An 18867-nucleotide genomic window follows, 5' to 3' on the forward strand; every position below is an offset into this window, starting at 1 on the left:
CAGCGTGGTGGGCGCAGGATCAGCGGGGTCGACCACCCGCCACCGGGAGGCGGCGCCTTCGTCGGCGTCGATGATCTCACCCAGCACCGCGGCTGGAATGTCCAGGTAGACACCACCGGGTCGGCCAGACAGCGCAGTACGGATCGCGCGAGCGATTCCTCGCCCGATGTCTTCGGCACGGTCTACTCGGTAGGCTGCCTTTGTGAACCGTTCGGCCGCCGTCATCTGGTCGAGCTCCTCGTAGTCGCCGCGCTTGAGGTCGACGATGCGGCGTTCGCTGGATCCTGAGATCTGTACGACGGGAAAGCAGTTCGTCGTCGCGTTGGCCAATGCCACGAGGCCGTTGAGGAATCCAGGTCCGGACACGGTGGGCACACACCGGGCTTGCGTGTGAGGAATCCCGCGGCAGCTGCTGCGTGGATGGCGGCACTTTCGTGGCGGAAGCCGATGTAGCGAATGCCTGATGACTGCGCGATGCGCGCCAGGTCTGTGATCCGGGATGCCGACCAATCCGTACATGGTGTGAACGTCGTTGAGCTTGAGCGCATCGACAGCCAAGTGACAGCCGTCGGTGAGTGTCCGGTGAATCGGTTCTTCACTGCTGACGGCGGTCGGACGATGTGCGAGTGCCATGGCGGTCTCCCAAAATGTGGGTGGATGGTGTTCTTACAGTTGGCTTTCGGTGCGAGAGACCGAAGTGTCCAGGAACCATCGACGAGCACCGCCAGGCGATTTTGCGACGTCGACGGGTTGCATACTCAAGCTGGCGAAACAGCATGTGCGTAGTTCTCTTTCGCCATTCGATTGGCGCCGCGCGCCTGCCAAAGGGCGGCGCAGAGCGCGAAAGCCAGCCCCGCAAGCGGTACCAGCGGTGCGAACGTCGGCGCGCGTAGTACCAGTAGCGCGCCCAAACTGCCACCGCATACCAGGCCGACAAGCACGAGCAGGTGGTGGTGGATGTCGCGGTAACGATGCCCCGTGGCCAACTGGCCTACCAACCGAACAAGGGAGCCGGATAGGAATGTCGTGTTCAGGCCCAACCTGCTGCCGAAGCGCTGCATCGCGCTGCTCTGGATGCCTAGACCTGTTGCACCTATACCAAGCAGAATTGCCTCCGAGTAGACGGCCGGGCGCGGACCCATGGCCCACCAACCGATCGCGTACGTGACGAAGACAATCGTTTCGACCGTCAACGCGCGAGTGACGGCGGGTGGCCACACCGCGTCGCCTGGTTCGGCGGCGCCGACGATGCGGGCACCCACGGTTGCTCCGGCCATGTAACAGACCAGCGATACGAAGACGCGCCCGATCCGAAGCCCGTCGCGGTGCGCCATACCGATTCCGAGTAGCGTCAAATTGCCTGTCATCGCGCTGGTAAAGACATGTCCTAGGGCGAGGTACCCGATCGCGTCGGCGCCGCCGCTCGTGGCGGCAAGTGCCATAGCGGCCGAATTGCGCACCAGGATGGCAGATTTGGACGAAGCCATCGTCATCGGCCCCCCGCAGCAATTTTGGAGCGGTCGATTGAGCCTTTCGCGGTCAGTGGCAACGCGTCAGTGAGGATGATTCGTTCCGGTATCTCGAAGGCGGACAGCCGTTCACGGCCGTAGGAGACCAGCTCTGCCGTATCCACATGGCATCCCTCACGGGGTACCACGAATGCGGCTATCCGCTCGCCGTAGAGGTCGTCGGGGAGGCCGAAGACGGCCGCTTGCGCGACGGTGGGGTGGGACGCGAGGACTTCCTCGACGTATTCGGGTGAGATCCTCTCACCGCCGCGGTTGATCAGCTCTTTGATTCGGCCCCGTATCGTCAGGTTGCCGTGCGCGTCGACGCTTCCGAGGTCCCCGCTGCGCACCCAGCCCCTTACCGTCGTGGGGGCCAGCGGGGCGCTGCAGCTGCGAATGACGCGCAGCCGACACGCGTGGTCGGTGGCGGTCTTCACCGGCACCCGGTCGAGCAGGATGGTGTGGATGGTCGGCACGGCGGTGTACCAGGTGGCGCCACAGGCGGCGAGGTCATCGGCAAAGGTGTGTGCCGAGAACTTGCCCCGCGTCGGTAGCAACACCGTGCCTCCCGTCGCCAGAGTGGTCAGCAGGGTGGCGACGAGCCCGTGCCCGTGAAACAGCGGCATTGCCGCGACAGTGGCGTCGGACGGATCCAAATGGTAAGCGCCGCTGATGTTTTCGATGGAGGTGGCGACGTTGCTGTGGGTCCACGGCACCAATTTGGGCTTGCCGGTGGTTCCCGAGGTGAACATTATCAGCGCATCGAGATCGGTCATCCCCGAGAGCGGAGTGGCTACCGTGCGTGCCGAATGGGTGACCAGCAACCGCATTTCGGACTTGGCGCCGGCGGCGTTCGGCGGCGCCACGTGCAGGCGCCACTGCGGACCATCATCGTCATTTTCTTCTGTACGCGAAGCGTCGGTTACGGTCAGGTGCACGCGCAACATCCTTGCGTCTATGAGGTAATCGGCATCATTCATGTGGTCAATGTTTATCTGCGACCGGCTGAATGTCGCTGATGCTGCCGCCCATCTGACCCCGTAGGGCAGCGGCCGCCGGTCTTACCTGCCAGCCGCAATTGGATGACGGTGGCCCAGTCCGATGACGCCCCGAGCCGCGGGGATCATGGCGAGCATGCCCAAGAATGTATTCAACATGATTGTGCCGTCGAGCGTTATCTGCAGCGAAGTTCCGGCTCCGGCAGCGCTGGTGACGGGGCGCGCCGTCGAGGGCTTCGACGCGGTCGTGCAGGACGATCAGTTAGTCTGCGTCGATCGCCGCATCGAGAAGACACCTCACGCTGTCCGCTGACAGGTCAACCTTCGACACGAAACCGAGCGCGGCGCTGACTGCGATCATGTCGGCGAACTCTGTCTCGGCGTGGGTGGAGGTCAGTATCACCGGGGAGGCCGCTCGCCCGTCGGCGAGCTGGTTGGCCAGATCGAAACCGCTCTCGTCGCCGAGGTGGATGTCCACGACCGTGACGTCCGGCTTGAGCCGTTCCACGCAGCTCAACGCTTCAGGGATTGTCGATGCGGCACCGACGATGTTGATGCCCTGCTGGCGGAGAAATCGTGCCGCCGTGTGAACGAACGCCGGATTGTCATCGACTATCACGCAGCGCAATGGCTGCTGCTCAGAGGGCAGAACTTCAGTGTGACCGGCAAGGGCTTGTTCACACAGTGCAGATAGCCCCAATTCGGCTGCCCGATCAGGCATGAGCACCAGCTCCCGCCCAGTGACCGATGATGAAAACGAGGACCGCAGCGCCGCCGCCAATGAGTAGTTGGCGCGCCCCGCCGCGCAGCGCGCTTCGGCCGTTGATATGCCCGATCGTCGCGCCGACAGCGAACAGCGCCGCGCCCGCCGAAGCGATGGCGGCGAACAGCGCCGCCATACCTGAGCCGAACGCAAACGGCAGCACCACCACTACCGCGCCGGCGGCGAACGCGAGCAGGCTGGAGGCGGCCGCCGACCACGGCGAGCCGAGTTGGTCGGGATCGAGTCCAAGCTCTTCGCGAACCATGGTGTCCAGCGCGGTGTCGCGATCGGCCATGATGGTGACAGCGACCCGTTGAGCTTCCTGCACGTCGAGGCCTTTGGCTCGATAGATCAGAGCCAGCTCTTCGACTTCGGCCTCGGGGTCGTCGCGCAACTCCTCTGATTCCAGGCTGATTTCGCGTTCGTAGGACTCTTTCTGGCTTCGCATCGAGATGTATTCGCCGGCGGCCATTGAGAACGCCCCAGCCAACAGTCCGGCCAGTCCTGCGAACAGGATGGTCGAACCCGCCGCGCCTGAGCCGGCGAATCCCATCACCAGCGAGGTGTTGGACACCAACCCGTCGTTGACGCCGAACACCGCTGCGCGCAACGCCCCTGACCGATCGCCTCGGTGCCAGCGTTCGCGGCGCCGAATGCTGCTCGGGTCCGTTTCTCGTAGATGGGTGAGCACGCGGGCATGTGAGCGTTCGTCGACGGCCATGGCCGCAGTCGCGTCTGCGTCGCCCTGATACAGCCCGGCATCGGCCTCCTCGGCACGTTCAAGGAAGGGCAGCACCGCGGCGATCGAGAACCAGCACGCGACCCAACCCATCAATCGGGTGCGCAGTCTGGTGCGAGGTGCATCAGGCACAAGCTCTCCGAGCTCGGTGAGCTTGTCGGCCCAGTGAGCGGCATGCTTGCGCTCGACGGCGGCCAGCTCGGTAAGTATCTTTTGTTGCTCGCCACTGGCAGCGTCGGCCAGCCGGGTGTAGAGCGCCGCGCTGCGTTGCTCGGATGCCAAGAGTTCGCGATATCGGCCGACCTGCGTTGGCTTACCAGGAGTTGTCATGGTTCAAGAGTCGATGTGGACCCGGCAGATGTCTGCACGGCAGGCATCCATACTCTTTTCCTGCAGGTGGTAATCCGTTGCGGCAGTGACGTTCATCGGCGCTGAGACGTTGTGTGCGCGCAGCGATCGCATGTGAGGGTGGTCTCATCGCGATACCGAATCGGAGTTACGGGCGGCTTCGGGTGCGCTCGAAATCTTCCAGCTAGCTGGAATGACCGATACGCACCAGCGGTGAGGACAATCGTGCCGTCGGTGCCTAGCGTTGAGCTCAGGGACTCTGGATTGGGAAAACCACCCCGTCGAGCGGATTCGCTGACGGGCTCTCGAGAAGCGAACGAATGTTTGATGACTGCGACGACACTCAGTAAGCCGTCGGTCCGGCGGACCACGACAGGACGCCGATCGTGCAGCGCACGTGTGGCGTCCGTGATGGCGCGCCCGAGTCCACCGCTGTGGCTGGGAATTATCACCGCCGCGGTGCTGATCCTCGCCGAAACCACGCTCGTCGAGCAGCTGGAACGCGTCGGACCGGGCATGATCTTCGGCGCGGTGTATTTGCTCGGCGTACTGGTGATCTCGTACGGCTGGGGCCTTGGACTGGCGGTCACCACCACGGTCCTCAGTGCCGCGGTGTATTTGGAGGTCCATCTCGCCGCCGATCACGGGCTCCTGCCGGCCAATCCGCAGAACCTCATCGCGGTAGCGGTCTTCGTGCCGACCGCACTGTTGGCCAACGTTCTAGGGGCACAGGCGCGGTCGCGTGCCGCCGAAGCCCGTCGCGCCGCCATGCAGGTCAACGAATTGGCGCACAGGCAGTCCGCGTTGCGGCGAGTGGCCACCCTGGTCGCCCGCGGTGTCTCAGCGGACCAGATCTTCACCGCAGTTGCCGACGAAGTGGCCAATGCGCTGGGCGTAGGCAACGCGACGCTGCTGCGTTACCTCGGTATCGGCGCGGCCGAGATCGTCGCTGCTCATGACGAAGGACCCAATAGCATGCCGGTTGGCGCGCGCTTGACGCTGGAGGGGGATAACGTCGCGGCGTTGGTGCAGCGGACCGGCACGGCAGCGCGGATGGACAGCCACGCGCACGCCACCGGTTCGGCAGCCGCACTGATCCGGCAACTGGGGTTCGTCTCCGGGGTTGGGGCACCCATCGTCGTCGACGGTCGGCTATGGGGTACAGCGATCGTCGGGTTCGCGAGGCCCGAGCCACCACCGCCCGACACCGAAGAACGGCTGAACGAGTTCGCCGAACTGGTGGCGACGGCGATCGCGAACGCCGAATCACGTGGCGAGCTGATGGCCTCGCGGGCCCGCATCGTGACCGCCGGCGACGAGGCACGGCGCCGTATCGAACGCGATCTGCATGATGGAGCACAACAGCGCCTTGTTACCTTGGCGCTGCGTGTCCGATCCCTGCAGGCGTCGCTACCGTCGGATAGCGACCTGGGCGGCCAGCTCGCCGATGTCGGCGATGGTCTTGCCGAGGCGTGCGAGGAGCTGCGCCAGGTTTCGCACGGAATCCACCCAGCGGTGTTGTCGCAGGGCGGGCTGCAGCCGGCACTGAGTGCGCTTCGGCGCCGTGCAGCCATGCCCGTGCGGCTCAGCGTCGATGTCGAGCGGCGACTGCCCGAGTCCGTCGAGGTGGCCGCATATTATGTCGTCGCAGAAGCGTTGACTAACGCCGCCAAGCACGCTCGAGCATCCGAGGTCACCGTCGACGTGTCTGCCGACAACAGGCTGTTGCGCCTGTCAGTGACCGACGACGGTGTTGGTGGGGCCGGCGCCGGTGGGGGATCCGGACTCATCGGGCTCAAGGACCGCGTAGAGGCACTCGGAGGACGCATCGACATCACCAGCCGCGACCATCAGGGCACCACTCTTTCCATCGAGATTCCCTGTGCTGCAACATAACCATCAACATTGCGGAGAAAGCGGGGTTTAGTCGACGACGATCAGGCTCGAATCGATGCAGGTCATGCGGATCTGGCTGCTGCTACGAACTGATCAGGCGACATCCTGAAGTGCTACTTCGACTTTGAGTGCCCTCCAGCTGCCAGTATGGCAGCGTTGCCTATGCGCACGAAATGCGTGCGCAGCGGCCGGGTCAGGTATACCGACCCTCCGGCGTCGGTCCGCCGTTTGTCGCGGGAGCTTATCCCCTGCTAGCGGGTGACTGTTGACTTCTGCGTTGACGCTCGACGTAACCAATTGAAATCCTGTTCAGCAGGGTCGGTGACAGGCGTCCGAGCATCCACGCAACTGATGCGCGCGCTGGCCTGACGAGTAACGCCTTATGCGCTTCGACGGCGCGCAAGGTGTCTGCGGCCAGGCGATCGGGCGGGTAACCGCGCGACGTTCGATGTCCCCGGAAGAAGTACTCGCGTCCATCGAAGCCCCCTACAGCGCCTTTGTCCAAGATGGGTGTCTCTACAGCGCCGGGACAGACGGCGAGTACGCCGATTCCGTGGGCGGCAGCTTCAGCTCGCAAGGATAGTGAAAGGCCAACCACGGCATGTTTGGTTGCCACATAACTGCTGAGTTGCCCTGCGGCAGTCAAACCGGCAAGGGAAGCTGTGTTGATGATGTGACCGGCCTTTTGCGCAATCATCACAGGGTAAGCGGCGGCGATACCGTGCACGACCCCGCGAAGGTTGACGTCGATAATCGAATTCCATTGTTGCAGCGAGAGTTTCTCGGTATCGCCGCCCCAGAAGATGCCAGCGTTGTTGAACATGAAGTCGAGTCGCCCGGCGCGATCGAGTACATCATCGACTGTCCGTTGGACAGCCACGGCGTCCGTCACGTCAAGTTTCACCGCTACGCCTCCGGTCGCCGCCGCGACCGATTCGGCGGCGCTGCCGTCGATGTCGGCGCAGACAACCTTTGCGCCTCTGTCAGCAAGCGCGCGGGACAGTGCAGCACCTATGCCGGAACCAGCTCCAGTGACTATTGCATGCTTGCCGACAAAACTCATTGATGTCTCCCGTGCGGTCAGGGGCTGCCAGTTCCACTGGCGGGCAACATGTTCGGAGAACGCCAGCAGGCGATGTCGGGGAACCTCGCGCTCCAGCCATGCCATGAGAACGGACGTTCTCACCTTGCTGCTGCGTCGGTGAAGCGGTTTCGTAACGCGAGTCGATGTATTTTCTCGCTGGCGTTGCGGGGCAGCGGGTCGGCCGACAGGAGGATGTACTTCGGGACCTTGAATGAGGGTAGTTGGGCAGCGAGATGCTGACGTAGATCTCCCTCGGTCATCGACCCGATGTCGAACGGGTGACAGACCAGAACCAGTTCTTCGCCCATTGTGTCATCGGGCACGCCGAATGCCGCGGCCTCCTTTATTTCGGGATGACGATAGGCGACGTTCTCAATTTCAATCGGGTAGATATTTTCGCCACCTCGAATGACGATATCTTTTATTCGACCGGTGATGTGCAAAAAACCGTTCTCATCGATATGTCCCACATCGCCAGTTCGCAGCCATCCGTCATTTGTGAATGCCTGCTGGGTCATTGCCTCTTGATGCCAGTAGCCCGGTGTAACTGTGACGCCCCGCAATTGCACCTCACCGGCGATCCCGTCAGAGTCTGGAGTGTCTGCGATACGCACGTCCATGATCGGTGAAGGAATGCCGCAAGCGAGCGGTGCAAGGTCGAAAACCGGACCGCTCATTGCTGCGCACATCGCGGTGGTCTCGGTCATTCCATAGCCGGCGGAACGGATCACGATACCGAGGCGTTGTTCAACGAGACCCGGTAGGTCGGCCGGGGTAGCGGCGCCTGCGGCAGATATCCGTGAGAGTGACGACACGTCCGTGTTGATGAATTCCGGGTGCGTCAGAAGGTCTTTCAAGATGGCCGGTACGGTGGCCATCATTGTTACCTTCTCCCGAGCTATGAGTTGCAGGGCTTCGCGGGCATCCCATTTGCGCATCAACACGACCTTTTGCCCGAGCATGCCGGGCAGCAGAAAGCCGCTGAGTAGGCCTGTGGCATGGAACAGCGGTACCGTCACCAATCCAGATTCTGCGGTGGCGCCACCACGCAGGTCCATTGAGCCGCCCATTTCGATGCCCAAAGCGCCCAAGAAGATCATGTTCATGATTGCCTGGCCGATTGCGACATGGCGATAGATAACGCCCTTCGGGCGCCCCGTGCTTCCAGAGGTGTACATGAGTAGCGCGGTGTCGGAATTTGCGGGAGAGGCGGGCAGGCACTGTCCGCCGCGGTTGCGGGCGATGAGCGCAGAAAGGAGAGTGGTTCGAAGGTGGGCTTCGATGTCGAGGCGGCCCTCGACGTCACTGAGAATGATGTCGACTGATTCGAACTCAGTTGACTGGCCGGCCAACGCGGCCCGAGTTGCGTCCGCAGCCATGACCTTTGCGCCGCAATCTCGCACCGTGAATTCCAGTTCCTCTGCGGATCCCCAACTGTTTATCGGTACGACCACGGCGCCGATGCGTGCTGCTGCGGCAAAAATAACCATCCAATCTATGCAGTTGCGCATGGCAATCGCAACGCGATCACCGGGCCTGATCTTGAATTCTTGTTGCAAGGCTGCCGCAAGCACTTCCGCGTCATCCATGAATTGGCGGTAGGTCATACGGTGGTTCTCAAACACAAGGAATTCGCGATCACCATGATGTGTCAACATTGCCAAAAGGTCGGGCAGTGTTTCGGCCGCATTCGTGAATGCTTTGAATCGCTCGCCTGAGATGTAACGCTCCCCGACGGCGAACGGGCCCGAGGGTGCGGTAAATCTGTTGATAGTCTCGTGAACGGCACTTGCGGTGATGGTCAAGTCTGCTCCTGGTGCGGCTCGGAGGGGGTCGGCGGCCAACGAGGCCGAGTTATTTGAAGGTCCGTTTATCGGCGGGGCGGTGCGGTGGAACCTTGGGCGCATTGTTTGCGACAGGGAGACCGTCGTGGGCTCATCCGGGTATGACCGGATCAGGGCTTGCCGGCTCCTGGGGCATCAACAGATATGTGGACGATCCGCCCGGTGGACGTCTTGTGCGTATCTGAACGATGCCACGCATCGGCGACGCACACGTATAGGCTGCGCCGATCTACTCCGCCAAGCACACATGCAAGCACAAACTGACCGAGATGGTAGTCGTGTGTGATTACGTTGTCCTCGACGCGGAGAACGCGCTTGTTTATCGAATCTGCGACCCACCGGCCGTCGTCGGCGTCCAGGCATATTCCATCGGGTGCGCAGAATGAGAAAGCGTTGGTCGCTGGGAGTATCTCGGCGATGCGATCCGAAAGTACTTGGTCTTTGAGAGAGTAGCTACTCAGTTGGCCCGCGCCGGACTCGGCAACGACCACTCTGTCTTCGGTGGCGTTCACCGCGATTCCATTCGGCACCATTAGGCCGGTGGCGGCCGTCCAGGTGTCGCCCTCGGGTCCGATCGCGATGATCTCGGTGGGTTTGGGCTCAGGTTGATCCGCATCGAGGTCGAAGCCGAGCTGGGTTACGAACGCGGTCCCGTTTGACGTGACGATCATGTCGTTGATTTGGTGCGGCGCCGCCGATCGCAGGTCGGCGTGCACGATGGCGGAACCGTCCTTGATTCGATATACGACGCGCCCGACCATGCCGGCGACAAGGAGGTCACCGTTGGGCAGCCAGCCGAGGCCGGCCGGCTCGTCATCTGCGAACTCGTGGACGACAGTGAGGCGGTGCGCCGCATCTAGGCAGTACACACGCTGCCCGCGGATGTCGGAGAACCACAGTCTCCCGTCATGCCACCGCGGACATTCGGGCATGACCAGGCCGTCGACTACCACGTCGAACTCCACTGGCTGCATCATCAGAACCTCGGAAGTTCCAGGACGAATGTGGCAATTGTGTTCAACTGAATCTCCAGTGTTCCCCCGCCAACAACCCAAGTCGGGATGTCGAGTTCATGGAAGACGGGCTCGCTCACGTTTTCACCGAGTGCGCCCGCCGACCCCAGCAAGTTCAGTGCAGCTTCTGCTGCATCAACGTGCAGTATCGATGCGGCGGCCTTGCCGATGCTGGTGGCCGGGCCCGGCCCGTGACCTTGTAGCCGCAGAAGCGTTTCGCGGACGTTCATGGCGGCGATCGCTGCGCCGCGGGCGCTGATCGAGCCGAGGACACGGACAGCATCGTGGCGTGTCGTAGCGAAGCGGCCACTCGTAATGATGTCCCTTATCCGGCTCTCGTTGCCCGTCTCCCGGTAGGTGCCGATGAACAAGCGTTCCTGCGCAAGGGTGTCAAGCGTCAGCGCCCATCCCTGGCCAGGCTGTCCAAGCAGCATCGAATCAGGGACAAACACGTCATTGAAGAACACTTCGTTGAACTCACACCGACCGTTTGCCTGCCTGATCGGCCGGACGTCCAGCTGCGGGTTGGTCATATCGATCAGAAACATAGACAGCCCACCATGTTTGGACTCATCAGTTCCTGTGCGCGCCAGGCACAAGCCCATTTGGGCCAAGTGCGCCTGGGTGGTCCAGATCTTCTGACCACGTAGTAACCACCCGTCGTCGACCCTGGTCGCGCGCAACGCCAATGACGCCACATCTGACCCCGCCTCGGGCTCACTGAAGAGTTGGCACCAGATGATCTCGCCCCGCAGCGTGGGCGCGGCCAGAGCGGTGACCAGTTCAGGCGTCGCATTTTTCAGAACCACCGGCAGGACCCATTGGCCGATCGCCATGGATGGTTGCGCGAGGCCCCTGCGCTCGAATTCCTCAGTGACGATCAACTGCTGAAGTGGGGTGGCTTCAAGGCCATGGGGGCGTGGCCACGCGGGAGCGACCAACCCTTGTTCGGCGAGTAGAGAGCGACGAGGACCAGTCGCCACCGCGTCGGTATCGCCCATGGGCGATTGCTGCGTGTTGGAAAGGCGTGCTGCTTCATCGAGAACTCCACCCACCCAGTCACGGAATGCCGGGTCCGTCTCGGGAAGAGTGATCGTGAAGTCCCGCGGGCCGTCGAGGGCGACATCCCCTAGGCGGGCCTCCCAACTTTGGATCGGCCCGACGAGCGCGGCAAGCGAGATAGCTCGGCGCCAGTACAGATGAACATCGTGCTCCCAGGTGAACCCTATTGCGCCATGCAGGCACAGACATTCGACAGCTGCATGAACGGCCCGGCCCACCGATACGATTGCTGCGCCGGCAACTGCGTGGGTCCGTTGAGCTTCGACTTCGGTCAAGCTGCGCACGGCGTCCCACGCAGAGGCGGTCGCCAATTCGCTTGTGATGCGCAATTGCGCGACGCGGTGTTGCACAGCTTGAAAGGCACCGACAGGACGTCCGAATTGTATGCGGGTTTTGACGTACTCGGTGGCCGCCTGCGAACACCATGCGATCACGCCTGCCGCCTCGGCTGCCATCAACGCGACAACGGTATCTCGAGCTCGACCAGAATCGATGCCGGACAACGGGATTGCATCAACCAAGTCCACATCGGCGAATCGGACGCTCGCTATGTCGCGACCGAGATCGACACCGTCGCAGACTTCTACGGTGACGCCCGCTGCGGCTTGATCGAGCAAGACCCATCCGGCGCCGCCCCCTCCTGCGAGGCTCCCAGGCAGCTCGATGAGCAGGAAGTCCGCGGATGCCGCTCCGGCTACCGGAGAATCCGTGCCGCTCAGAAGCTGCCGGCCGCTCTGCTTGGTGAGCGCCAGTTCCGACGTTGGTCCAACAACAGCTGCGGTCGCTCCGTTCGCGAACTGCTTGAGTGCATCGTCGACTGCGGTGGTGCGGTGGGCGCCCGCCACGATCGCGCTGACGCACGCAGTTGGCAGCAACGGTCCAGGCATCAATGCCCGCCCAGCCTCACCGATGACGACCGCAGCGTCCTCGATACTTCCGCCTTGCCCACCGATGTCTTCGGGAAGGTGCACTGCGTGCATGCCTAGCTTGACGAACTCCAACCATGAACCATGGTGTTGGCCCGCCTGGTGCTTGGACCTGTCGTTTCGCACCGATGCCCGCAACTGGTGGCGGTCAGCGAACGCTGCGACGCTCTCTGCCAGCGCGTTTTGTTCGTCGTTGATGGCAACAGGCATTGGTGCTCCTCCGAGCTGTGCTCCGGCGGACTACTTCGTGAGTCCGTCGACCTAGTTACATAGAGATATCAATGAGAATGACGAGTTGGAATAGGTTAGGTGCTGAGACGTTTCCCCTCGCCGTGATCGTTGGTGAGCTGGGGTCAGTTGGCCGCGTTCGGTTCGCGAAAACCTTTGCTGAATTGCTGGTTATCCAAGCGCGGTGGATCCTGTCCCGCGCATGCACGGGGTCCGCTCCTTGCGGAGCGGCTGAGACGTTTCGTGCGGTCCTTCGGGAAGCAGTATGATAGAGATATCTATGATATACAAGTCCCTGGGCCGCTAGAAATCCAGCGATAGAGGGCGGGACGTCAGTGTTGCCACGCGATGATGAGGGAGGCCGTTGTGGAGCCGTCGACTTCTCCAGAGGTTTCCGGCAGCCGCAGGCGTAATCGCCGCGGCGAGCTGAGTCGTAGGCATGTCCTGGAGGCGGCAATGCGGCTCTTGTCTTCTGGGGGGCCGGATTCGATCAGCGCGAACATGGTGGCAAAAGAAGCTCACGTGACCTGGGGGACTCTGCAGTATCAATTCGGTGACGTTGACGGCCTATGGGCGGCGACATTGATCCATATCCTGGAAACAGCGGGCCCCAGCATTTGGGCCCGGCCGTCGGCAGGGTCGGTGCACAAGCGCATCGCAGAGGTCATCGATCTGCTATGGAAAGCGCTGGATTCGCCTTACAGCGCAGCGGTTTCGAATCTGAGGTCCGGACTGGCAAAGGACCGCTTCGAGCTTGAGCGAACGTACCCTCGCACTGCAGCTGCCCTGGATGAGCTGGATGAGAACTGGGCACTTCAGTTCCGAGAGTTCTTCGACGGGGTCGCTGTCGATCCACTCCGCGCACGCCAGGTGATTGCGCTGCTGCCCGCTGCCCTGAGAGGTCTGCATGCTGAGATGGCCTACGGCTCTCCTGTTGACAGCAACGATGCGCTGGCCGGCTTGCGCAATGCGCTAACGCTTTACATGACGCCACCGCCGGCCTGAATAACGTGGCGCTTGGGGCTGATTCGTTTCGGGAACGTTCCAGCGCTTGAAGGAGCATGAAGTGAAACTCGGTTTACAACTCGGATACTGGGGTGCCCAACCACCGACGAACCATGCCGAGTTGGTAGCAGCCGCCGAGGAGACGGGCTTTGACGCAGTCTTCACTGCCGAGGCGTGGGGATCGGACGCTTTCACGACGTTGGCGTGGTGGGGATCGTCAACCGCTCGGATCCAGCTCGGTACGTCTATCGTGCAAATGTCGGCGCGAACACCAACTGCCTGCGCCATGGCCTCGCTGACGTTGGACCATCTCAGCGGAGGAAGACATATTCTCGGCTTGGGAGTGTCAGGGCCTCAGGTTGTCGAAGGCTGGTACGGCCAACGCTTTCCCAAGCCGCTTGCAAGAACTCGTGAGTACATCGATATTGTGCGGCAGGTTTGGGCCCGGCAACGTCCTGTCGTGAGTTCAGGTCCCCACTATCCGCTGCCGCTGACCGGTCCGGACACCACGGGCTTGGGACGCGCCCTGAAACCGATTACCCACCCCCTGCGAGCTGATATCCCCATCATGCTTGGCGCTGAAGGTCCGCGAAACGTTGCTTTGGCCGCAGAGATCTGTGACGGCTGGCTTCCGATCTTCTATACCCCTCGGATGGCAAGCACATACAACGACTGGCTGGAGGAAGGGTTCGCCCGGCCCGGGGCACGTCGCAGCCGGAAGGACTTCGAGATAATCGCGACGGCGAACATTGTCGTGACAGCCGACCGGGGCGCAACCTTCGAGGCGATGAGGCCATACATGGCGCTCTACATCGGAGGTATGGGCGCTGAGGGCGCGAATTTTCATGCTGATGCATACCGCCGGATGGGGTATGGCGACATTGTCGAACACGTCACCAAGCTGTTCCGGAACGATCGCAGAGATGAAGCGGCACAACTTATCCCAGACGAACTTCTTCACGATACCGCCATTGTCGGAGATGCCGAGTACGTGGCGGCACAACTGCGCCTATGGGAGGCAAACGGGGTGACCATGATCCTGGTCAGCGGAGGTACTCCGGAGCAAATCCGAAGCTACCGATCGGTGCTGGCGCGAAACCAGTTGGGCTGACCTGACAAGTGAGATATACGGCCGGCTGACCGCCACGCGCAACGTTGTTCGTTGCCGCGTGTACATCTGGGTACGTGGAGCACGGTCGAATGTCAGCTCGGTGAAGCAGACGCTTCGGGCCGCGACGATCTGGCCGCCCAAGTCGGTACTCATGGATACAAAGGAGTCAGGATGACGTATGCGTTCGACCCCGAGATCGCAGAAGTTGTGCCATTGCTGCCCACACGGGACAGCACCAGCCCGGCAGCAGCACGTGCCTTCCTGTCGGAAATGATGGCTCAGCTGCCAGCCGTCGACACCACCGGGTACAGTTTGAAGATCGCGAGATTCCCGGTAATGCAACCGATCCCGATGTGAAGGTCCGGATCTATCAGCCTGAGCAGATACGCGCACCAGCAGCTGTCTACCGCGTGCATGGCGGCGGATTCATCTCCGGCGACTTGGAGACCGAACACGCGCTCAACGTAAGACTGGCGCGAGAACTCGGTGTCACTGTTGTCGCGGTGGGCTACCGACTCGCACCCGAAACCCCGTTTCCTGGACCGCTGGACGATGTCTACGCGGGACTGCTCTGGATGGCAGAAAGCGCCGGCGAACTCGAAATCGAGCCGCGGCGCATCGCCATCCATGGCACCAGCGCAGGAGGTGGGCTGTGCGCGGCGCTGGCCTTGCTCGCCCGCGACCGCGGTGGACCCCATATCGCTTTTCAGTTCCTCGGTGTGCCAGAACTCGACGATCGGCTCGCTACGCCCAGCATGACGATGTTCACCGACACGCCGCTGTGGGACCGGTCGAAAGCGATCGCTAGCTGGGGGCACTACCTCGGCCCAACTGTCGCGGGGACCGATAGGGTGCCTGTCTATGCCGCTCCGGCACGCGCGGCTGACCTTGCCGGATTACCACCTGCCTACGTCTCGGTGATGCACTACGACCCCCTGCGCGACGAAGGCGTCGCCTACGCACTGGCGATGCTCGCTGCCGGTGTCACAGTCGAGTTGCATCTATTCCCGGGAACATTCCACGGATCGGCTCTCGTCCAGCATGCAGCCATTTCGCAGCGAGAGCAAGCAGAGTTGATCGCTGTACTGCGTCGTGCGCTTGGGCTCTGACGCATAGGCCCACTAGCGTCGCCGCTGGTGTGGCGGTCGTTGGTGTCCTGCGCCATTATTTCGTTTCGGGTATCTGGGATGGGGTCGAGGATTTCCTCGGAGGTGTTGGTCCAGATGAACGGTTGTGGTTTGTCGTTGCTCACCGGGCTGACCGGGTCGCCTGAGGAACATTCCCTGTTTCAGGGCACGCTTCCCCTGGCGCAGGCTCCAGAGGTATCTGAATTACTCAATACCGCCATCTCCAACCACAGTTGCCCGACCTTGATCAACGTCCGGGCCCAGCCTGTTGGACAGACGTGTGTTTTGGTCAGCGCACGTCGGGTGACAGTGCCGGCAAATCTCGTATTGAGATTCGTATGCGTCGTTGGCGTTGCGGCTGTAACGCGTACCCCTGCCGGCGATCTCGTTCTGCTAAGCGCAGACGATTGCGGATTACGGCAAGGTCAGATGTCGTGCCGTTTCTCCAGGACAGCCAGCGTATTCCGCAGTCTGTTGTTCAGGTCGGCGGTTGTGACGCGGCGCCCCAGCCAGGCCATGGCGTTAGACGCCCAAGCGTCTACGATTATTCGCGCGACGAGCTGTTCGCGCGTCGTTGGATTGTCGGGTGCCAGCAGTTGCCGGACTGACCTTTCCAAGCGTTGGCGCATGCGGTCAGATTCAGGGCCTTTGGCAGCATAAGCAACCATGAATGCTCTCGCCAGGGCCTCAGCCAGCTGCGGATCTGCTGCCATGCCGGCGTTGAGACGTGTGATCAGATGCCATACCTGCTCGTAGCGCTCAGCACTGGGGGAGTTGCTGATTCGGTCACTACGCGCAATTCGATCAAGTTCGCTCTCAAGCGCCGACAAGAGAAGAGTTGATTTCGATGGAAAGTAGCGATACAAGGTGCCCAAGGCGACATCCGCACGTTCAGCGACTGTCCGCATTTGGACCGCGCCATAGCCGCCGCTCCTCGCGATACCCAGTGTCACCTGGAGGATGCGGCGCCGTCGATGAACCTGCTGGGCCAATGTCGTGCGCATCTGTGCTCCTGGAGCTACCCGTGCGACCCGAACCGCGGGCCGCTCGATCTCAATACCAGTAGTTAGCTTACAGGAAGTAAGATAAATCGTCACTGCAGTGACCCATGTCTGGAGGTGCGAGTGGCGAATGATGCCTCGGATATGGCTTTCTTGGCTGTGCGCCAAGGCTTCTGGATCGAAAGCGATCTTCGGCTGTGACCGCGAGGCCCGCAACCGGGCCTGTCCCGTGGGGGTCCCGCCTCAACTCGGGCGGCACCGTCGACGGCTATTTGAACACTTGACGAAACTTTAAATGAAGGCTTCAATGATTCGGTGATTCAGATCGCCGTGGTCGCAACCGACCCAGCTGTCGGGTCGCGGCGGAGACGCTTGGGCTGCCAGCTGGTCCATTGACTTCAAATGCCTTACAGGTCAACACAATCGAGTGCCGACGACAATGAATCCGTCGTCCGGTCGACGGGATGGTAATGGAAAGTAGGGTGAGGCGGCGCAAAGCCTGGTCGTTCTCCATCGGCCGTGACTACACACAACCCGTGGAGGCAGTGGGAGGCCTGTTCTCGATGTCCGCCGACGCAATCAGATACGTGGGTCAGCGGCCGTTTCAGTGGCGCGAATTTCTTGAGCAGTCGTGGTTTGTGGCCCGGGTGTCGTTGGCGCCCACGTTGCTGGTTGCCATCCCATTCACGGTACTGGTGAGCTTCACCCTCAACATCTTGTTGCGTGAGTTGGGCGCAGCAGACTTAAGCGGCGCTGGCGCTGCGTTCGGAGCGGTGACCCAGGTGGGGCCGATGGTCACCGTGTTGATTGTGGCGGGCGCGGGCGCCACGGCGATGTGTGCTGACCTCGGGTCGAGGACGATTCGTGAGGAGATCCAAGCGTTGGAAGTCTTGGGCATCAATCCGATACAGCGTCTTGTAACGCCTCGGATGTTGGCCTCGGGCGTGGTGGCGCTCTTGCTCAACAGCTTGGTGTGCATCATCGGAATCCTGGGCGGCTACATGTTCTCGGTGTTCGTCCAAGGGGTGAATCCTGGCGCTTTTGCTGCAGGAATCACTTTGCTGACCGGAGTTCCTGAAGTCGTCATTTCGTGTGTCAAGGCCGGGCTGTTCGGGTTGATTGCAGGGCTGGTCGCCTGTTACCGCGGGCTCATGATCAGCGGCGGCGGTGCAAAAGCGGTTGGCAACGCAGTCAACGAAACCGTGGTGTATGCGTTCATGGCCCTGTTCGTAGTCAATGTGGTCGTGACCGCGATCGGTATCCAGCTGACGGCGCGGTGAGTGTTGGGCGTTCAAGTTCTGCTGCAGACCACCTACCCGCGTGTGGGTGCCACATTGGCCAAACCGGTCGACATGTTCAGCCGAATCGGCGATCATGCTGTCTTCTACGCGAAGGCGGTTGGTGCCACACCAGTGGCAGCGACGAAGTATCGCCGGGAAGTAGTCCGGCTGATCGCCGAAATATCGATGGGTACTGGCACACTGGCGATGATCGGCGGCACCGTCGTCATCGTCGGGTTTTTGACCATGGCTGCCGGCGGGACATTGGCAGTGCAAGGCTTCAGTTCGCTGGGCAACATCGGGATCGAGGCGCTCACCGGATTTCTGACGGCCTTCATCAATGTACGTGTGTCCGCGCCTGTCGTTGCCGGCATCGGGCTAGCAGCCACATTCGGTGCCGGAGTGACCGCCCAGTTGGGGGCCATGCGGATCAACGAGGAAATCGACGCCCTCGAATCCATGGGTATCCAGGCGGTCTCATATCTCGTGTCCACCCGAATCGTGGCTGGCATGATAGCCATTACCCCGTTGTACTCGATTGCGGTGGTCTTGTCTTTTCTGGCCAGCCAGTTCACAACTGTGGTGCTGTTTCGCCAGTCCGATGGTCTCTATCAACACTACTTCACGACTTTCCTCAATCCCGTCGACCTGCTCTGGTCGTTCCTGCAGGCGGTGTTGACAGCAGTGGCAATCCTGTTCATCCACACCTATTACGGCTACTTCGCGGCTGGCGGTCCGTCCGGTGTAGGTGTCAGCGTCGGCAACGCCGTACGAACCTCGCTGATTGTGGTGGTGTCGGTGACCTTGCTGGTGTCTCTGTCCGTATACGGCGCCAACGGCAACTTCAATCTCTCAGGGTGAGAAAACCGTGACCAACAGCTCAAGTGCCATACATCGCTGGCTGGGACCGCTCCGCGGTTCGAAAAGAGCGGCA

At 61.7% G+C, this 18867-nt stretch carries 15 protein-coding genes and 2 pseudogenes; 7 read left to right on the top strand and 10 right to left on the bottom strand.

Annotation, left to right across the window (positions count from 1 at the left end):
- Positions 1-9: 9 nt before the first annotated feature.
- The 5 genes and pseudogenes from BST13_RS17215 to BST13_RS17235 all read right to left on the bottom strand — a co-directional run.
- A pseudogene (locus tag BST13_RS17215) lies at positions 10-633 on the bottom strand (thiamine pyrophosphate-binding protein); the annotation flags it as partial.
- Positions 634-758: 125 nt separating this feature from the next.
- Entirely contained in the window at positions 759-1493 is a 735-nt protein-coding gene (locus BST13_RS17220) for a YoaK family protein (protein ID WP_083165229.1), read from the bottom strand.
- A pseudogene (locus BST13_RS17225) lies at positions 1490-2302 on the bottom strand (AMP-binding protein); the annotation flags it as partial. The gene BST13_RS17220 and the pseudogene BST13_RS17225, both read right to left, overlap by 4 nt.
- 466 nt (positions 2303-2768) lie before the next feature.
- The gene (locus BST13_RS17230) at positions 2769-3287 is read right to left on the bottom strand and encodes a LytR/AlgR family response regulator transcription factor (RefSeq protein WP_342744301.1); all 519 of its coding nucleotides are present in this window, start codon (positions 3285-3287) and stop codon (positions 2769-2771) included.
- A complete protein-coding gene (locus tag BST13_RS17235) occupies positions 3220-4338 on the bottom strand; it encodes a VIT1/CCC1 transporter family protein (RefSeq protein ID WP_083165232.1) in 1119 nt (372 codons plus the stop codon). Before BST13_RS17235 ends, BST13_RS17230 begins: the two co-directional genes overlap by 68 nt.
- Positions 4339-4767: 429 nt before the next feature.
- On the opposite strand from BST13_RS17235, the gene BST13_RS17240 reads away from it, so the two are divergent.
- Entirely contained in the window at positions 4768-6252 is a 1485-nt protein-coding gene (locus BST13_RS17240; protein ID WP_245839684.1) for a GAF domain-containing protein, read from the top strand.
- A 241-nt stretch (positions 6253-6493) separates the two neighbouring features.
- Here the strand turns inward: BST13_RS17240 and BST13_RS17245 are convergent, their stop codons facing one another.
- The 4 genes from BST13_RS17245 to BST13_RS17260 form a co-directional block, all read right to left on the bottom strand.
- Positions 6494-7315, bottom strand: a complete 822-nt coding sequence (locus tag BST13_RS17245; protein ID WP_083165284.1) for an SDR family oxidoreductase — start codon at positions 7313-7315, stop codon at positions 6494-6496.
- Between the two features lie 119 nt (positions 7316-7434).
- Positions 7435-9141 (bottom strand): class I adenylate-forming enzyme family protein, encoded by a 1707-nt coding sequence (locus tag BST13_RS17250; protein ID WP_083165234.1) that lies wholly within the window; start codon positions 9139-9141, stop codon positions 7435-7437.
- 149 nt (positions 9142-9290) lie between these two features.
- Positions 9291-10145 carry an SMP-30/gluconolactonase/LRE family protein gene (locus BST13_RS17255; protein ID WP_158087157.1) on the bottom strand — a complete coding sequence of 285 codons (855 nt, stop codon included), beginning with the start codon at positions 10143-10145 and terminating at the stop codon, positions 9291-9293.
- An 11-nt stretch (positions 10146-10156) separates the two neighbouring features.
- A complete protein-coding gene (locus BST13_RS17260) occupies positions 10157-12391 on the bottom strand; it encodes an acyl-CoA dehydrogenase family protein (RefSeq protein ID WP_083165236.1) in 2235 nt (744 codons plus the stop codon).
- A 474-nt stretch (positions 12392-12865) separates the two neighbouring features.
- Here BST13_RS17260 and BST13_RS17265 point away from each other — a divergent pair, with 474 nt between their 5' ends.
- The 4 genes from BST13_RS17265 to BST13_RS17275 all read left to right on the top strand — a co-directional run bounded on the left by BST13_RS17265 (position 12866) and on the right by BST13_RS17275 (position 15634).
- The gene (locus BST13_RS17265) at positions 12866-13414 is read left to right on the top strand and encodes a TetR/AcrR family transcriptional regulator (RefSeq protein WP_158087158.1); all 549 of its coding nucleotides are present in this window, start codon (positions 12866-12868) and stop codon (positions 13412-13414) included.
- 61 nt (positions 13415-13475) lie between these two features.
- Complete coding sequence (locus BST13_RS17270) at positions 13476-14525, top strand: LLM class F420-dependent oxidoreductase (RefSeq protein ID WP_083165238.1); 1050 nt, start codon at positions 13476-13478, stop codon at positions 14523-14525.
- A 171-nt stretch (positions 14526-14696) separates the two neighbouring features.
- Positions 14697-14882: a hypothetical protein gene (locus BST13_RS39760; protein ID WP_245839686.1), complete on the top strand. Its 186-nt coding sequence runs from the start codon at positions 14697-14699 to the stop codon at positions 14880-14882.
- Positions 14879-15634, top strand: a complete 756-nt coding sequence (locus BST13_RS17275; protein WP_245839687.1) for an alpha/beta hydrolase — start codon at positions 14879-14881, stop codon at positions 15632-15634. The genes BST13_RS39760 and BST13_RS17275 overlap by 4 nt, the downstream gene beginning before the upstream one ends.
- A gap of 443 nt (positions 15635-16077) precedes the next feature.
- Here BST13_RS17275 and BST13_RS17280 read toward each other — a convergent pair whose 3' ends face one another.
- Positions 16078-16656 carry a TetR family transcriptional regulator gene (locus tag BST13_RS17280; RefSeq protein ID WP_083165239.1) on the bottom strand — a complete coding sequence of 193 codons (579 nt, stop codon included), beginning with the start codon at positions 16654-16656 and terminating at the stop codon, positions 16078-16080.
- 560 nt (positions 16657-17216) lie between these two features.
- Here BST13_RS17280 and BST13_RS17285 point away from each other — a divergent pair.
- Together BST13_RS17285 and BST13_RS17290 are read left to right on the top strand one after the other, a co-directional pair.
- Positions 17217-17933 (top strand): MlaE family ABC transporter permease, encoded by a 717-nt coding sequence (locus tag BST13_RS17285; RefSeq protein WP_245839695.1) that lies wholly within the window; start codon positions 17217-17219, stop codon positions 17931-17933.
- A 72-nt stretch (positions 17934-18005) separates the two neighbouring features.
- A complete protein-coding gene (locus tag BST13_RS17290) occupies positions 18006-18794 on the top strand; it encodes an ABC transporter permease (protein ID WP_095533593.1) in 789 nt (262 codons plus the stop codon).
- Positions 18795-18867: the final 73 nt, after the last annotated feature.

The organism is Mycobacterium aquaticum, from assembly GCF_002086485.1.
Lineage (GTDB): Bacteria > Actinomycetota > Actinomycetes > Mycobacteriales > Mycobacteriaceae > Mycobacterium > Mycobacterium aquaticum.

Bases quoted from the DNA above. Each gene is read 5' to 3' on its own strand.
- BST13_RS17290 (WP_095533593.1), top strand. From the start codon at position 18,006: ATGTTCAGCCGAATCGGCGATCATGCTGTCTTCTACGCGAAGGCGGTT.
- BST13_RS17260 (WP_083165236.1), bottom strand. From the start codon at position 12,391: ATGCCTGTTGCCATCAACGACGAACAAAACGCGCTGGCAGAGAGCGTC.
- BST13_RS39760 (WP_245839686.1), top strand. From the start codon at position 14,697: ATGACGTATGCGTTCGACCCCGAGATCGCAGAAGTTGTGCCATTGCTG.
- BST13_RS17235 (WP_083165232.1), bottom strand. From the start codon at position 4,338: ATGACAACTCCTGGTAAGCCAACGCAGGTCGGCCGATATCGCGAACTC.
- BST13_RS17245 (WP_083165284.1), bottom strand. From the start codon at position 7,315: ATGAGTTTTGTCGGCAAGCATGCAATAGTCACTGGAGCTGGTTCCGGC.
- BST13_RS17265 (WP_158087158.1), top strand. From the start codon at position 12,866: ATGCGGCTCTTGTCTTCTGGGGGGCCGGATTCGATCAGCGCGAACATG.
- BST13_RS17285 (WP_245839695.1), top strand. From the start codon at position 17,217: ATGTCCGCCGACGCAATCAGATACGTGGGTCAGCGGCCGTTTCAGTGG.
- BST13_RS17280 (WP_083165239.1), bottom strand. From the start codon at position 16,656: ATGCGCACGACATTGGCCCAGCAGGTTCATCGACGGCGCCGCATCCTC.
- BST13_RS17220 (WP_083165229.1), bottom strand. From the start codon at position 1,493: ATGACGATGGCTTCGTCCAAATCTGCCATCCTGGTGCGCAATTCGGCC.
- BST13_RS17240 (WP_245839684.1), top strand. From the start codon at position 4,768: ATGGCGCGCCCGAGTCCACCGCTGTGGCTGGGAATTATCACCGCCGCG.